Raw genomic sequence first — 15,382 nt, forward strand, 5'->3', positions numbered from 1 at the left:
ACGGAGTGTTAATAAAAATGGCAAAGATCGTCGACATCAAAGGGCGTGAGGTTCTCGACTCCCGTGGCAACCCGACAGTGGAAGCGGACGTTATCCTGGATAACGGCATTATCGGTAGCGCCTGTGCGCCGTCCGGTGCTTCCACCGGTTCCCGCGAGGCGCTGGAACTGCGCGATGGCGACAAGAGCCGTTACCTAGGCAAAGGCGTGCTGAAGGCTGTCAGCAACATCAATGGTCCGATCCGTGAGCTGCTGCTGGGCAAGGACCCGGTCGATCAGAAAGCGCTGGATCGCGCGATGATCGAGCTGGACGGCACCGAAAACAAGGCATCGCTGGGCGCAAACGCCATTCTCGCTGTGTCGCTGGCTGCTGCCAAGGCCGCCGCGCAGGACCAGGATCTGCCGCTGTATGCGCATATTGCCAATCTCAACGGCACGCCGGGCCAGTATTCAATGCCGGTTCCGATGATGAACATCATCAACGGCGGCGAGCATGCCGACAACAACGTAGACATCCAGGAATTCATGGTCCAGCCGGTGGGTGCCAAGACCTTTGCCGATGCCCTGCGCATGGGTGCTGAAATCTTTCACCACTTGAAGGCCGTCTTGAAGGCCCGCGGCCTGAGCACTTCGGTCGGTGATGAAGGTGGCTTCGCGCCGAACCTGGCTTCAAACGAAGACGCCCTGGCAGCCATCGCCGAAGCAGTGGCTAACGCCGGCTACAAACTTGGTGACGACGTTACCCTGGCGCTCGATTGTGCATCCAGCGAGTTCTTCGAAGACGGCAAGTACGACCTGGCCGGTGAGGGCAAGGTATTCGATGCCGCAGGTTTCGCCGATTATCTGGCCGGCCTGGCCGAGCGCTATCCGATCATTTCCATCGAAGACGGCATGGACGAGTCCGATTGGGACGGTTGGAAGGTTCTGACTGACAAGATCGGCAGCAAGGTTCAATTGGTGGGCGACGATTTGTTCGTTACCAACACCAAGATCCTCAAGGAAGGCATCGAGAAGGGCATCGGTAACTCGATCCTGATCAAGTTCAACCAGATCGGCTCCTTGACCGAAACCCTGGAAGCTATCCAGATGGCCAAGGCCGCCGGTTACACCGCGGTGATTTCTCACCGTTCCGGTGAAACCGAAGACAGCACCATTGCCGACCTGGCGGTGGGAACTGCCGCAGGCCAGATCAAGACTGGTTCGCTGTGCCGTTCGGATCGCGTCTCAAAGTACAACCAGCTGCTGCGTATCGAAGAGCAGCTCGGCGGAAAAGCTGCTTATAAAGGCCGTGCCGAGTTCCGTGGCTAACCGGGCTCGCTAGAAAAGGCGAGGCATGCTAGAAAAGGGGCGGCGTTAGTCGCCCTTTTTTGTGGATATCGGTCAGCGCTGTTAAGGTCGCCGCAGGGCGATGCGCTAGTCAGCAAAGGAAAGCCAGGGCATGTCGTTGACCGCTATTGAAGTAACGTCTTTGGAAACCAAGCGAATTCGATCCATGCCGTCCATGCGCAGTCCCTACTGGTTGTTTGTTGTCCTGATTTTGCTACTGGGTGGCTTGCAGTATCGTCTGTGGGTTGGTGAGGGCAGCCTCGCCCAGGTCAGCGGGCTGAACAAGCAGATCGCCGAACAGCAGGGCGAAAATAAGCGTTTGCTCGAGCGCAACCGAATCCTCGAGGCCGAGGTCAAGGAGCTCAAACAAGGCATGGAGACGGTGGAGGAGCGCGCCCGCCACGAACTGGGAATGGTCAAAGAGGGCGAAACTCTCTTTCAGCTCACCGAATGAATGGTCCCGCGCTTCCACCGTTCTGGGTGGTCATCCCGGCCGCGGGCATCGGTACTCGCATGCGGGCCGATAGGCCCAAGCAGTATCTGCAGTTGGCGGGCAAGACCATACTCGAACACACCCTCGATTGCTTTCTGGGCCACGCCCGACTGCAGGGTCTGGTCGTCTGCGTGGCGAGTGACGATTCTTACTGGCCTCATCTCCCTTGTGCGGTCGACGCGCGGGTCTATCGTGCACAGGGCGGCAGCGAGCGAGCCGACTCTGTGCTCGGCGGGCTTCGAAGACTGTCCGAGTTGGGGGCGAATGATTCCGACTGGGTGCTGGTACACGATGCCGCGAGGCCCAATCTGGCGGTCGATGATCTGAATCTTCTGTTAGCGAAGCTCGCAGACGATCCTGTCGGCGGTCTCCTCGCTGTTCCGGCGCGCGATACACTCAAATGTGCCGGTCCGGACGGGCGGGTCAAGGAGACGGTCGATCGAAGCCTTATCTGGCAGGCATTCACCCCACAGATGTTCCGGCTCGGACCGCTTCGCGAGGCGCTGGCCAATGCGCTGGGCAGGGGCATCGCCGTGACTGACGAAGCATCAGCGCTCGAGCATGCCGGGCATCATCCGCGTCTGGTGGAAGGACGGGCCGATAACCTGAAAATTACCCGGCCCGAAGATCTTCAGTGGCTGGAACGGCACTGGAAATCCTGACGCTCTCATACTCTGCAGAGCGTCAGTACGCCCTGCAGAGCTTGCAGTGGCGAGTGGCAGATCAGTACCTATAGATTGCGGCGGCGCCGTTTTCGGTCGGCATGCGTTCGGTAGGCACCGAAATGACTTCCCCCCCTTGTTCCAGGGTCCAGATGGTGAGTTCGTCGAGCAGGTCGGGAGTGGTGGCCGAATCGTCTTCCACGGCGATTGCCTTGCCTTCTTCTCTGTTTGCCACGCCTGGAATCTGCCGCTCGGCTTCTACCAGCAGCGTTGCGACCCGGCCTTCAAGCGTAGCTTTGCCGATCTGGTCCAGCTGATCCGTGGCCAGCCCTTGGCCGCGCGACTCCCCGTATTGGTTGATGAAGCCTTCGAGCCGCTTGATATAGCGCGGCTGCATCACCATCCAGCTCTTTTGCCGAAGGTCGTCATGGCTCAGCAGAGAGGCGTCGTTCTCGATGCCTTCAGGTAACAGGAATTCGTTGTGACTCAGCTTGCGGAAATGGAACTGGTGTTCGGGCAGTGCAGCGAGAATCAATGGCAGTCGTGACTTGCGGCTGTGGTGTTCGAGGATCGCACGGTCCACTTCGCGAAAGAAGCGTTCGCGGTCTCGGTCGATTTCATCCTGGCGCCCGGCGCCCCCGCTTTCAACCTGCATCGGGTCGCCACGCTCGCTGGCGCGGCTGTAGCCCTGCGGAAAACCGGTTTGTCCCTTTTCGGTGAGCTCACGCCCCAGGGCCTCCTCGACTGTCTTTGGAACGCCTTCACCCAGCTTGACTTCGTCTATGCCGTCGCGGTTGCCCTCGAACAGGCGTACCGCATCAAGCGTGATCGCCAGTATCTGGTAACGGTCAGCGGACTGGGCGATGCGCAGCAGAGGCTTAAGGTGCATGCGATCGTTGGCGACAGCCAGCTCTGGCACGCTGCGCTGCAGTCGGAAGACCTCGAAGTAGTCGGCGGCACCGAACACTGCAAGCCCGTCACGGCTGGAATTCCAGAAATTGACGTCATCGATCAGGTCATGGAAAGGCTTGAGCAGGGTCTTGGCTTGTTCTGCGCGGCCCTGCTGTTTAAGCGAGTCTTCCAGCTCGCGGACCAGGTGTTTGAATCGAATGGGATCCTGCTGACGCTCGGGAAAGCTGCGGTGCGTAGGCTGATACAGCGACAGGCAGGGGGCTTCACGCTTTGCCAGTAGTTGCGACATGGTTTCACGATCGAGCAATCTGTTCATGTACGGCCTCTCGTTTATTGAATGGTGCGGTCCCTCATGGGTTTCCATCGGCCCGCTTGGGCAGGTCGTGTCGGGTGGCTATCAGTGATGGTTGAGTTTTTTATCCAATGCATGAGCCAGTGCATGGCTGAGCTTTTCGGCGGCACCCTCGATGGCCAGGTTGAGCGAGTCAGCCTTGTGGCTTGTTGAGATGGGTTCGTGGCCCTTGACCCGAGCCTCCATCTGACAGCGCTTGTCCTGTGGGCCGCTTTTTCCACTGTTTTCGTCGTTGAGATGAACTTCGACTCGGGTCAGCTGATCGTCGAAGCGTTCCAGTTCGCTCTCGACCGTCGCTTTCACGTGCTCTTCAAGGATGCTGGTCACGTCGACGCTGTGATTGCTGTTCACCAGAATCTGCATGATGTCCTCCTGATTGGATCGCCGGCTCGCTCAAGCAGAGGGCCGGAGGCACCGGCTTCAAAATTTCGACGTGGTGGGTTAAGCCGGGTTCCGCCTGAACTTGGCAGTCGGACGCGCGGCGCAGTCGCAACTCAATCGCGTTCTGTGCGGTATTCGGGGCGGATTGCGAGGCCTTCCTTCAGGGCATGGACCAGAAGCCTGACCCTAGGCAACGGGTATCGTCGTTGCGGATAGACCGCCCAGACTGCCGTATTCGGTGGCTGGTGGGTTTCCAGCAGGGACACCAGCTCACCGCGGAGCAGCGGGCCCTGAACGTAATAATCCGGTAGCTGACAGAGGCCAAAGCCCCGAAGCGCAGCGTCCAGCACCGCCTGCCCACTGTTGCAGCGCCAGTTTCCGGATGGCTTGAACAGCTGCTCGCGGCCATCGACCTGCAACACCCAGCTATCCCCGGTGCCCACCAGGCAGTTGTGACGCGCCAGCTCCGAGAGCGTGTGCGGCCTCCCGTAGCGTTCCAGATAGCTTGGCGCGGCGCACAGATACATGGCGCGCGGGGCGATGCGTGTGGCGACCAATCTGGATTCGCCCAGACGACCGAGACGTATGGCAAGGTCGTAGCCTTCCTGAACCAGGTCCAAGGGGCGGTTGGACAGTTCGATATCCACCCGTAGCTGCGGGTGCTGCGCCATGAATTCGTTCACCAGCGGAACGATGAAGCGCTCTCCGTATGTCACCGCTGCAGTCATGCGCAGCAGCCCGGTCGGCGCGGCATGCAGATCGCTGACGGCATTGAAGGCCTCGTCGCGCTCTTCGATGAGCCGTTGGCAGCGAGCCAGAAAGGTGTGACCCGCCTCGGTCAACGAGACTCGCCGGGTCGTGCGGTAGAGCAGGCGTGCCTGCATGCGTTCTTCGAGACGCGCTACTTGCCGGCTGACGTGTGATGAAGAGACACGCAGCTGCTCGGCTGCGCGCATGAAACTTCCACATTCGGCCACGGCGACGAACTCATCGAGGCCTTCCCAGCGATTCATTCAAGCTCCAGGCAACAGATCTCACAGAACGGGATTATCCCTGCAGAGCAATAATGTTTCCATAAATGGCTTATTAACCCTGCCCACAATAGAAACTACACTGCGTATGATACTTTCCCATCGCGAGTAAAGACTCCATGACCATCAAGTCCCGCGCGGCAGTCGCCTTTGCCCCCAACCAGCCCCTGCAGATCGTCGAGGTGGACGTCGAGCCGCCGAAGGCCGGCGAGGTACTGGTGCGCATAGTCGCAACCGGTGTCTGCCATACCGATGCCTATACGCTTTCCGGCGAAGATTCCGAGGGCGTGTTTCCCTGCATTCTCGGACACGAAGGCGGCGGCATCGTCGAGGCGGTTGGTGAAGGGGTGACAACCGTTGCCGTTGGCGACCATGTGATCCCGCTGTACACAGCCGAATGCCGCCAGTGCAAGTTCTGCAAATCTGGCAAGACCAATCTGTGCAGCTCGGTCCGCGCGACCCAGGGCAAGGGCCTGATGCCGGACGGCACCACGCGCTTCTCCTACAACGGCGAGCCGATCTATCACTACATGGGCACTTCGACCTTTTCCGAATACACCGTGTTGCCCGAAGTCTCCGTGGCGAAGATCCCCAAGGAAGCTCCGCTGGACAAGGTCTGCCTGCTCGGCTGCGGCGTAACCACCGGCATCGGTGCGGTGCTCAATACTGCCAAGGTGGAGGAGGGCGCGACCGTTGCGATCTTTGGCCTCGGGGGCATTGGTCTGGCAGCGATCATAGGTGCCAAGATGGCCAAGGCCAGCCGGATCATCGCCATCGACATCAATCCATCGAAGTTCGCCATCGCCGAAGAGCTGGGCGCAACAGACTTCGTCAATCCCAAGGAACACGACAAGCCGATCCAGGAAGTGATCGTCGAAATGACCGATGGCGGCGTGGATTATTCCTTCGAATGTGTCGGCAACGTCCAGCTGATGCGCGCGGCTCTGGAATGCGCCCACAAGGGTTGGGGCGAATCGGTGATCATCGGTGTGGCCGGTGCGGGTCAGGAAATCAGCACCCGCCCGTTCCAGCTGGTGACCGGTCGCGTCTGGCGAGGCAGCGCGTTCGGTGGCGTCAAGGGCCGTACCGAATTGCCGGGCTACGTCGAGAAGGCTCAGTCCGGCGAGATCCCGCTGGATACCTTCATCACCCATAACATGGGGCTGAATGAGATAAATCAGGCCTTCGACTTGATGCACGAAGGCAAGAGCATTCGAACCGTCATCCATTTTTAAGGAGCAGCTGGAGGCTTGAAACCGGAAGCTGAAAGTGAACGGCGCCGACGCGGCGATCAACGTGACTAAAGCTTCCAGCTTCCAGCTTCCAACTTCCAAAGGGTTTCCTATGACTCTCGAAATCATCGCCAGCCAGAAAAGCTTTGGCGGCTGGCACAAACGTTATCGGCACCGCTCGTCTACGTTGAACTGCGACATGGTGTTCGCTGTGTACTTGCCGCCCCAGGCAGAGCAGGGCAAGAAACTGCCGGTGCTCTACTGGCTGTCGGGGCTGACCTGTACCGACGAAAATTTCATGCAGAAGGCCGGGGCACATCGCCTGGCGGCCGAGCTGGGGCTGATCATCGTCGCGCCGGACACCAGCCCCCGGGGGGAGGGCGTCCCCGACGATCCGCAAGCCGCCTATGACTTCGGGCTCGGAGCGGGCTTTTACCTCAACGCTACGCAGGAACCCTGGGCCCGGCACTACCGCATGCATGACTACGTGGTTGACGAGCTGCCGGCGCTGATCGAAGCGAATTTTCCGGTATCGGACAAACGCGGCGTCAGCGGGCATTCCATGGGCGGCCACGGAGCCCTGATTTGTGCCTTGAGAAACCCGGGGCGTTATCAATCGGTGTCGGCCTTCGCGCCGATCACCAATCCGGCCGATTGTCCCTGGGGCGAAAAGGCATTCTCCGGTTACCTGGGTGAGGACCGTTCACGCTGGCGCGATTGGGATGCCTGCGCGCTTCTCGCCAAGGCGCAGGAGAAGCTGCCGATACTGGTCGATCAGGGAGATCGCGACGACTTCATGGCCAACCAGCTCAAGCCCGAGGCGCTCGAAGCGGCTGCCACAGCTGCTGAGCATCCGCTGACGCTGCGTATCCAGCCAGGCTACGATCACAGCTACTACTTCATCAGCAGTTTTATTGACGACCATCTGCGACACCACGCCGAAGCGTTGAAGGCCTAGGTGGATGCCGGCGAAGCCTCACTCGCACGTCGGGCACGGGGCCGTTTGCACGATGGGTGATCAGTAGAAACCTCGGCCAGGTCATCAGACGTATTGCTCAACCCTGCCTGAGCCGAACAAAAAAGGCCCGACCGGACATCCGGTCGGGCCTTCCATCGCAAGGAGCTAGAGCGACGGATAATCGGTATAGCCCTCTGCACCTTTGGCGTAGAACAGCTCAGGGCGCGGCTCGTTGAGCGGCGCATCTTGATGCAGTCGCTGAACCAGGTCGGGATTGGCGATGTAGGGGATGCCAAACGCTACGGCGTCTGCTTTGCCTTCAGCCAGCCAGGCGTTGGCTTGCTCCTTGGTGAAGCCCTCGTTGGCGATATAGACGCCTCCAAAGATTTCCTTCAGTTGCGGACCAAGACTGTCTTCGCCCGCCTTTTCTCGGGTGCAGATAAAGGCGATACCGCGCTTGCCCAGCTCCCGTGCGACATACCCGAAGGTCTCGGCACGGTTAGAGTCGCCCATGGCGTGAGCGTCGGCGCGTGGTGCCAGATGTACACCTACGCGGCCAGCACCCCAGACCTCGACTGCAGCGTCCGTTACCTCCAACAACAAACGCGCCCGGTTTTCCAGCGAGCCACCATATTGATCGGCGCGCTTGTTAGTGCTGTCCTGCAGGAACTGGTCGAGCAGGTAGCCATTGGCACCATGGATCTCGACACCGTCGAAACCGGCTTCACGCGCGTTTTCGGCGCCCTTGCGGTATGCCTCGACGATGCCCGCTATTTCCTCTGTAGCGAGGGCGCGAGGTGTTTCGTAGCCCTTCATCGGCCGTACCAGGCTGACGTGGCCGTCTGGTTTGATGGCGCTTGGCGCGACCGGTAGCTGGCCGTCAAGGTAGATCGGGTCGGAAATCCGGCCAACGTGCCAGAGCTGCAGCACGATCTTGCCGCCCTTGGCGTGCACTGCATCGGTAATCTTCTTCCAGCCCTGAACCTGTTCGGCGGACCAGATGCCGGGGGTGTCCGGGTAACCGACGCCCATTGGCGTCACCGATGTGGCTTCGCTGATGATCAGGCCGGCCTCGGCCCGCTGTGCGTAGTAATCGGCCATCAGATCCCCGGGAACACGGCCCGGCTCGGCGCGGCAGCGTGTCAGCGGCGCCATGATGATGCGGTTGGCCAGTTCGAGTTCGCCAATCTTGATCGGGTCGAAAAGTGTAGGCATAGCGATGCTGCTCCTTTTGCACGGTGAGGGCTGTGAAGCTCAGAGTTCGTGTCCAAGTCGGGCGACGAAGGCTTCGATGGCCGGTTCATTGCGTTTGAAGAAATGCCATTGTCCAACCTTGCGGTTGGTGACAAGTCCCGCTCGTTGCAGGGTTGCCAGATGTGCCGATACGGTGGATTGCGACAACCCGGCGCGCTGGTCGATCTGCCCGGCACACACACCGTTATCGAGCGAGTGGTGTTGTTCGGAGAAATAGCGTTGCGGTTCCTTCAGCCATCTCAGGATGTCCCGCCGCAACGGGTGGGCGATTGCCTTGAGGATGTCGTCGAGTTCGTCGGGCATTGCCTTGGTCGGTCCGTATATCGAGATGAAGCGAACTATATATCGCCTCGAGGCGATGCGAGATCGATTCGGTTGATGGTGCTTATCGCCTGCGTTGATTCGCAGCGTTGTCATGGCTGCGGCTTCAACAGGTGGCGCTGTCCTGTAGAATCGCGGCCTGATCTCTACTGGGGTATGTGACTATGCGTATCGGTCATGGCTATGACGTGCACCGTTTCGGCGAGGGCGATTTCGTCACCCTCGGCGGGGTGCGGATTCCGCACAGGTTCGGCCTGCTCGCGCATTCAGACGGCGATGTGTTGCTTCATGCCTTGAGCGATGCGCTGCTCGGTGCAGCGGCACTTGGCGACATCGGCAAGCACTTCCCGGACACCGACCCGGCCTTCAAGGGCGCCGACAGTCGCGTGCTGTTGCGTCACGTGCTGGAGCAGGTGCAGGCGAAGGGGTGGAAGGTTGGCAATGTCGACGCCACCATCGTCGCCCAGGCGCCGAAGATGGCCCCGCATATCGAATCGATGCGCTGCCTGATAGCCAAGGACCTGCAGGTCGAACTGGATCAGGTCAACGTCAAGGCTACTACCACCGAAAAGCTCGGTTTTGTTGGACGCGAGGAGGGGATTGCCGTCCACGCCGTGGCCCTGCTGGTCGGCGCATGACCGAAGATCAGTTGCTTGGTCCCTGTGCACACGGCGGCGCTTGCGGCTCGGCGCTGCTCAAGGCAGTGCCGGAGGACTTTCAGGTTGACGAGGTGCTCGACATTCCACTTTCAGGTGCCGGCGAACACCTCTGGCTCTGGGTTGAAAAGCGCAACCTGAACACCGAGGAAGCCGCACGACGTATCGCACGGGCAGCCGGCGTTCCGGTGCGCAACATCAGTTATGCCGGTTTGAAGGATCGTCATGCCCTGACTCGCCAGTGGTTCAGCCTTCATATGCCCGGCAAAGCCGATCCTGTCCTGGAGAAAGCTGAAGACCAAGCCCTGAGGATTCTCAAAAGCGGCCGGCACCAGCGCAAACTGCAACGCGGAGCGCATTCTGCAAATGGCTTCACCTTGCGCCTGACCGAGTTGCAGGCCGATCGCGGGATACTCGAAGCTCGCCTCGAGCAGATCAAGAGGCACGGGGTGCCCAACTATTTCGGTCTGCAACGGTTTGGGTTCGAAGGTGGCAACGTCCTTGGCGCCCGCGATTATGCCGAGCGTCAGGAGCTGCCGGTGCAGCGCAACCTCCGCTCGCGTCTGCTCTCAGCCGGACGCAGCTATTTGTTCAATCGGGTGTTGGCTCAGCGAGTCGCCGCGGGCAGTTGGGACCAGGCCTGTGTTGGCGATCTGCTGGCATTTACTGACAGCCGCAGCTTCTTTCCCGCCGGTGAGGCTGAATGCAGCGACCCTCGGCTCGAGATACTGGATCTGCACCCCACCGGCCCGCAGTGGGGAGAGGGTGTATCGCCGGCAAGCGGAAAGATTCAGGAGCTGGAAGCTGCCGTCGCTGCCGCCGAGCCGTCAATCGCCAAGTGGCTCGCAGAAGCCGGAATGAAGCATGAACGGCGCATTCTTCGCCTCCCCATTGGCGGCTTGTCGTGGCATTATCCCGAGCCTGACATTCTGCAACTTGAATTCGTCCTGCCGACCGGATGCTTCGCCACTGCTGTGGTGCGTGAACTGGTCAGCCTGGCAGGGCAGACGGACATCTGATGCGTATTCTGATCGCCAACGACGACGGGGTGTATGCACCCGGGCTCGCCGCGCTGTATGACGCGCTGGCGGATTACGCCGAGTGCAGGGTGGTAGCTCCAATCCAGGACATGAGTGGCGCCAGCAGTGCGCTGACCCTGGATCGCCCACTCCATCCCACAACCATGCCGAACGGTTTTATCGGCGTGAACGGCACACCTACCGATTGTGTCCATCTGGGCATGAACGGCTTGCTGGAAGACGCGCCCGACATGGTGGTCTCCGGTATCAATCTGGGCGCCAACCTGGGTGACGACGTGCTGTATTCCGGCACGGTTGCTGCGGCCATCGAAGGCAGATTCACCGGCAGGCCCGCCTTCGCTTTTTCTCTGGTGTCGCGGTTGACCGATAATCTGCCGACTGCGGCTTATGTAGCCCGCAAGCTGGTCGAGCACCAAGGGTCGCTCGAGCTGCCGCCGCGTACTGTATTGAGTGTGAACGTTCCGAACCTGCCGCTGGACCACATCCGCGGCATTCAGCTGACCCGCCTGGGCCATCGCAGCAGGGCCAAGCCGCCGGTGAAGCAGGCGAATCCGCGTGGCAAGGACGGTTACTGGATTTCGGTGGCCGGCGACGTTGAAGATGGCGGGCCAGGCACCGACTTTCATGCGGTCATGCAGGGCTACGTCTCGATTACGCCCCTGCAGCTGGACCGAACCTTTCATGAGGCCTTCGGCGGCCTCGACAGCTGGCTGGAGGGCGTGCTGTGAACCGCGGATCCGATGACCTGCTGCGCCACGGCACCGGGATGACTTCGCAACGCACCCGCGACCGACTCATCCAGCGACTCTACGAAGAAGGGCTCTCCGACCCTCGCGTATTAGAAGTGATCCGGCGCACCCCGCGCCATTTGTTCGTCGATGAAGCGTTGTCTCATCGCGCCTATGAAGACACCGCATTGCCCATCGGGCATAACCAGACGATTTCGCAGCCCTTCATGGTGGCGCGAATGAGCGAGTTGTTGCTCGCCGACGGTCCTTTGGACAAGGTGCTGGAGATCGGCACCGGATCCGGATACCAGACCGCAGTGCTGGCGCAGCTGGTCGAGCGGGTGTTTTCGGTGGAGCGTATCCAGGCACTGCAGGATCGAGCAAAGGAGCGCCTGGTCGAACTCAAGTTGCGCAACGTGGTCTTTCGCTGGGGTGATGGCTGGGAAGGGTGGCCTGCACTGGCTCCTTATAACGGCATCATCGTTACCGCGGCGGCAGCCGACGTACCCCAGGCTCTGCTCGATCAACTGGCTCCCGGCGGGCGGCTGGTGATCCCGGTCGGGGTTGGCGAAGTCCAGCAACTGATGCTGATCATTCGAGAGGAAGACGGTTTTTCCCGCCATCTGCTGGATACCGTGCGCTTCGTGCCGCTGCTCAATGGACCTGTAGTTTGATCAAGCGGAAGGAAGCATGAAAAACGCGTTGTTGCTGTACGCCAAGGGCATGGCCATGGGCGCAGCGGATGTTGTGCCTGGCGTCTCCGGTGGAACCGTGGCGTTCATTACAGGCATCTATGATGAGCTCCTGCGCTCCATCGGCGCGGTACCGAACGCTATCGCGCCACTGCTCAAAGGTCGCGTCACAGAGGCTTGGCGCACAGCCAACGCAAGCTTCCTGCTGATTCTATTTGCCGGCATTCTCACCAGCGTGCTGAGTCTGGCGAAGGTGATCACCTACTTGCTGGAACAGCACCCGATTCCGGTGTGGTCGTTCTTTTTCGGTCTGATTCTGGTTTCCGTGCATCTGGTCAGCAAGGATATTCAGCGTCGTAACCTGTCGCGGTTGGTCAGCCTTTGCCTGGGCATTGGCTTGGCATACTGGATTACCGTTGCAGCTCCCATGCAGTGGAGTGCAAGTAGCATCAGCCTGTTCTTTGCCGGCGCCATTGCAATTTGCGCAATGATCCTGCCAGGGATATCCGGTAGCTTCATTCTGGTTCTTCTCGGCCTATATCCCGTGGTGCTTGGCGCGGTAAAAGCACTGGATCTAGGCATCATGCTTACGTTCGCGGCGGGCTGCCTGGTCGGATTGCTTAGCTTCGCGCGAGTCCTGAGTTTGGTTCTGCGCCGCTGGCGTGACCTAACACTGGCATTTCTGACCGGCCTGATGCTCGGCTCGCTGAACAAGGTCTGGCCCTGGAAAGAGACGCTGACCTGGCGCGTCAACTCGCATGGCGAGCGCGTTCCGCTGTTGGAGCAGAATCTGCTGCCGGGTGCCTATGGCGACCTGACCGGGCAGGATCCGCAGGTGCTGCTTGCCATTGTTCTTGCGGTTGCCGGTATCGCTCTGGTGCTGGGGCTGGAGTGGTTTGCCGGACGTCACCAGCCAGTCACACAAAGTGCCTGACAGTCATGTCGAATAGGGAGCGAGCATTGAAGCTCAGAGTCAGCATGCGGCAGATATGCGGGTCCTCAGGCCGCTGCGCGCTTGTCGTCATGCTCGTGGGGACGTTACTGGCAGGGTGCGCCAGTTCGCCGTCAGGTGGGGTGAGCGTTGTCGATCGCAATAGCCGCGAGCGTGTAACCAGCGGCCAGTATGTCGTCCGCCGTGGCGATACTCTCTGGGCCATTGCGTTTCGCTTTGGCTGGGATTGGCGTGATCTGGCGCGGGTCAATAACATACAGCCTCCTCATGTCATCTATCCGGGACAGACGATTCGCTTCAGCGGTCAAAGCTCTCGTGGCGTTGCCGCTCGTCCGGTAACTCCGCCGCCGGCCGCAACACCCAGCACGCCGACCATCGTTACCAACCCCGTGCCCACCCCACCGCCCTTGACGCGGCCGACCGCACCGGTGGCCAAGCCTCCTGTGCAGAGCACTCCGGTGAAACCCGTCGCCCGTTCTGCAAGCGGTTGGGCCTGGCCTGCAGGGGGTACTGTAATTGGTCGATTTTCCTCAAACGGGAGTTTGAATAAAGGAATTGATATCGCGGGGGAATTAGGACAGCCTGTTTTAGCTGCTTCTGATGGGGCTGTTGTGTACGCCGGCAGTGGTTTACGGGGTTACGGCGAACTTGTGATCATCAAGCACAGCGATACCTATGTAAGTGCCTACGGCCACAACCGCAGGCTGCTGGTTCAGGAGGGTCAACAAGTCAAAGCTGGGCAAACCATTGCCGAGATGGGATCGACTGGAACTGACCGGGTGAAGCTGCACTTCGAGATTCGCCGCCAAGGCAAGCCTGTTGATCCGTTGCAATACCTGCCCAAGCGTTGATTTGCTGCTGCCTGTTCTGGCACTAGGAGGGGCTTGAGCGATACCAGGGAACGTGTGCCGCCCGAGCCTGTTGTCGAACTCAGAACAGGAAAACAATAATGGCTCTCAAAAAAGAAGTGCCGGAGTTTGACGTAGACGATGCCGTCCTACTCACGGAGCCGTCCGCGGAAATTGACAAGATCGCCGAGATCTCCCGCGCCGGTTCAGCTGGCACCAAGTCCAAGGCCGCAACGGTCAAGCAACACAAGTTCGTCGATTACACCCGCGCGCTCGACGCCACTCAGCTCTACCTCAACGAAATCGGTTTCTCTCCGCTGCTGACCCCCGAGCAGGAAGTGCATTTTGCGCGCCTCGCGCAAAAAGGCGATCCGGCGGGGCGCAAGCGCATGATCGAAAGCAATCTGCGGCTGGTCGTGAAGATCGCTCGACGCTACGTCAACCGAGGTCTGTCTTTGCTGGACCTGGTCGAGGAAGGCAACCTGGGGCTCATACGGGCTGTCGAGAAGTTCGACCCCGAGCGGGGTTTCCGTTTTTCGACCTACGCGACATGGTGGATCAGGCAGACGATAGAACGGGCAATCATGAATCAGACCCGTACCATTCGCTTGCCTATTCATGTGGTCAAGGAGCTGAACGTCTACCTACGTGCAGCGCGTGAGCTGACCCAGAAGCTCGACCACGAGCCCAGCCCGGAGGAGATTGCCAACCTGCTGGAGAAGCCGGTGGCTGAGGTCAAGAGAATGCTTGGGTTGAATGAGCGCGTCACCTCGGTCGACGTGTCCCTTGGCCCGGATACCGACAAGACCCTGCTTGATACGTTGACCGATGATCGGCCAAGTGACCCCTGTGATCTTTTGCTGGATGACGATCTGTCCGAGAGCATTGATCAGTGGCTGTCGGATCTGACCGAAAAGCAGCGAGAAGTGGTGATTCGCCGGTTTGGTCTGCGCGGCCATGAGAGCTGTACGCTGGAGGAGGTGGGTCAGGAAATCGGCTTGACTCGTGAGAGGGTCAGGCAGATCCAGGTCGAGGCACTGAAGCGCTTGCGTGAGATTCTCGAACGCAACGGACTGTCCAGCGAATCCCTGTTTCGCTGATTTCTCGAGGACCCCTGTCCAACAGGGGTCTATCTCTTGATTCTTTAGTGTCTCCGGCCGTCGGCATGTTGGGATTGAGCACAACGGCTTAACCCAAGGTTTTCGCCGATGCCGAGATTGCTCGTGTTTTTGTAAGCCTTCACTTACAAGAGATGTAAGCAATGCCAGCGAAACCCAAGGCGAACAACGATTGAATCAAAAAGTTACATTTGTAACCCTTTGATTTTAAAAAGCTATTTACGACGCTTAGATGATGGCTATCTGGCCATCATGCATTTTCACCGGTTGCTGTTGTCGCTCAGTCCCTTAATATCGCCTCCGTGCCTAGGGACGAGCACAGCCGGCAAGGAAGTCGGTCAGGAACAACCGCCGGACGCGGTTTCATCAGGACGATGAGTCGGAGTAAATGGACGCATGGAAGAAGATGGGCGGGGGCTTAAACCCC

The 15,382-nt window shown here is 59.7% G+C and carries 16 protein-coding genes and 1 pseudogene; 12 read left to right on the forward strand and 5 right to left on the reverse strand.

All coding sequences use genetic code 11. From position 1 onward, the window contains the following. The first annotated feature begins 17 nt into the window (after positions 1-17). From eno to ispD, 3 genes are all read left to right on the forward strand, one after another. Entirely contained in the window at positions 18-1,307 is a 1,290-nt protein-coding gene (eno, locus tag AC4LFW_RS03250) for a phosphopyruvate hydratase (RefSeq protein WP_491817760.1), read from the forward strand. Positions 1,308-1,500: 193 nt separating this feature from the next. Next, complete coding sequence (gene ftsB, locus AC4LFW_RS03255) at positions 1,501-1,779, forward strand: cell division protein FtsB (protein ID WP_491820113.1); 279 nt, start codon at positions 1,501-1,503, stop codon at positions 1,777-1,779. Beyond that, positions 1,776-2,480, forward strand: coding sequence for a 2-C-methyl-D-erythritol 4-phosphate cytidylyltransferase (gene ispD / locus AC4LFW_RS03260; protein WP_491817761.1), 705 nt, complete (start codon positions 1,776-1,778; stop codon positions 2,478-2,480). Before ftsB ends, ispD begins: the two co-directional genes overlap by 4 nt. A gap of 61 nt (positions 2,481-2,541) precedes the next feature. On the opposite strand, the gene AC4LFW_RS03265 is transcribed toward ispD, so the two are convergent. From AC4LFW_RS03265 to AC4LFW_RS03275, 3 genes and pseudogenes are all read right to left on the reverse strand, one after another. Continuing rightward, entirely contained in the window at positions 2,542-3,708 is a 1,167-nt protein-coding gene (locus AC4LFW_RS03265; RefSeq protein WP_491817762.1) for a baeRF3 domain-containing protein, read from the reverse strand. A gap of 99 nt (positions 3,709-3,807) precedes the next feature. Then, positions 3,808-4,107: pseudogene (gene hpf / locus AC4LFW_RS03270) on the reverse strand (ribosome hibernation-promoting factor, HPF/YfiA family); the annotation flags it as partial. Between the two features lie 131 nt (positions 4,108-4,238). Beyond that, positions 4,239-5,138 (reverse strand): LysR family transcriptional regulator, encoded by a 900-nt coding sequence (locus tag AC4LFW_RS03275; protein ID WP_491817763.1) that lies wholly within the window; start codon positions 5,136-5,138, stop codon positions 4,239-4,241. Positions 5,139-5,275: 137 nt separating this feature from the next. On the opposite strand from AC4LFW_RS03275, the gene AC4LFW_RS03280 reads away from it, so the two are divergent. Continuing rightward, positions 5,276-6,391, forward strand: a complete 1,116-nt coding sequence (locus tag AC4LFW_RS03280; RefSeq protein WP_491817765.1) for an S-(hydroxymethyl)glutathione dehydrogenase/class III alcohol dehydrogenase — start codon at positions 5,276-5,278, stop codon at positions 6,389-6,391. 109 nt (positions 6,392-6,500) lie between these two features. Next, positions 6,501-7,346, forward strand: a complete 846-nt coding sequence (fghA, locus tag AC4LFW_RS03285) for an S-formylglutathione hydrolase (protein ID WP_491817767.1) — start codon at positions 6,501-6,503, stop codon at positions 7,344-7,346. Between the two features lie 165 nt (positions 7,347-7,511). Here fghA and AC4LFW_RS03290 read toward each other — a convergent pair whose 3' ends face one another. Then, complete coding sequence (locus tag AC4LFW_RS03290) at positions 7,512-8,561, reverse strand: alkene reductase (RefSeq protein WP_491817768.1); 1,050 nt, start codon at positions 8,559-8,561, stop codon at positions 7,512-7,514. Positions 8,562-8,600: 39 nt separating this feature from the next. After that, on the reverse strand, positions 8,601-8,903 hold the full coding sequence (locus tag AC4LFW_RS03295; RefSeq protein WP_491817770.1) for an ArsR/SmtB family transcription factor: 303 nt from the start codon (positions 8,901-8,903) through the stop codon (positions 8,601-8,603). A gap of 182 nt (positions 8,904-9,085) precedes the next feature. Between AC4LFW_RS03295 and ispF the strand changes: the two genes are divergently transcribed. The 7 genes from ispF (at position 9,086) to rpoS (ending at position 14,937) form a co-directional block, all read left to right on the forward strand. Then, positions 9,086-9,559: a 2-C-methyl-D-erythritol 2,4-cyclodiphosphate synthase gene (gene ispF / locus AC4LFW_RS03300; RefSeq protein WP_491817772.1), complete on the forward strand. Its 474-nt coding sequence runs from the start codon at positions 9,086-9,088 to the stop codon at positions 9,557-9,559. Further along, a complete protein-coding gene (gene truD / locus AC4LFW_RS03305) occupies positions 9,556-10,596 on the forward strand; it encodes a tRNA pseudouridine(13) synthase TruD (protein WP_491817774.1) in 1,041 nt (346 codons plus the stop codon). Before ispF ends, truD begins: the two co-directional genes overlap by 4 nt. Continuing rightward, positions 10,596-11,345: a 5'/3'-nucleotidase SurE gene (gene surE, locus AC4LFW_RS03310; protein WP_491817775.1), complete on the forward strand. Its 750-nt coding sequence runs from the start codon at positions 10,596-10,598 to the stop codon at positions 11,343-11,345. The genes truD and surE overlap by 1 nt, the downstream gene beginning before the upstream one ends. A gap of 38 nt (positions 11,346-11,383) precedes the next feature. Beyond that, positions 11,384-12,019, forward strand: coding sequence for a protein-L-isoaspartate(D-aspartate) O-methyltransferase (locus AC4LFW_RS03315; protein WP_029404859.1), 636 nt, complete (start codon positions 11,384-11,386; stop codon positions 12,017-12,019). A gap of 16 nt (positions 12,020-12,035) precedes the next feature. Continuing rightward, positions 12,036-12,971, forward strand: a complete 936-nt coding sequence (locus AC4LFW_RS03320; protein WP_491817776.1) for a polyprenyl-phosphate transporter — start codon at positions 12,036-12,038, stop codon at positions 12,969-12,971. Positions 12,972-13,060: 89 nt separating this feature from the next. Then, positions 13,061-13,840 carry a peptidoglycan DD-metalloendopeptidase family protein gene (locus AC4LFW_RS03325; protein WP_491820115.1) on the forward strand — a complete coding sequence of 260 codons (780 nt, stop codon included), beginning with the start codon at positions 13,061-13,063 and terminating at the stop codon, positions 13,838-13,840. Positions 13,841-13,938: 98 nt separating this feature from the next. Beyond that, positions 13,939-14,937, forward strand: a complete 999-nt coding sequence (rpoS, locus tag AC4LFW_RS03330) for an RNA polymerase sigma factor RpoS (RefSeq protein WP_491817778.1) — start codon at positions 13,939-13,941, stop codon at positions 14,935-14,937. The last annotated feature ends 445 nt before the right edge of the window (positions 14,938-15,382 follow it).

The sequence above is a fragment of the Stutzerimonas sp. C6.4V genome (assembly GCF_058536345.1).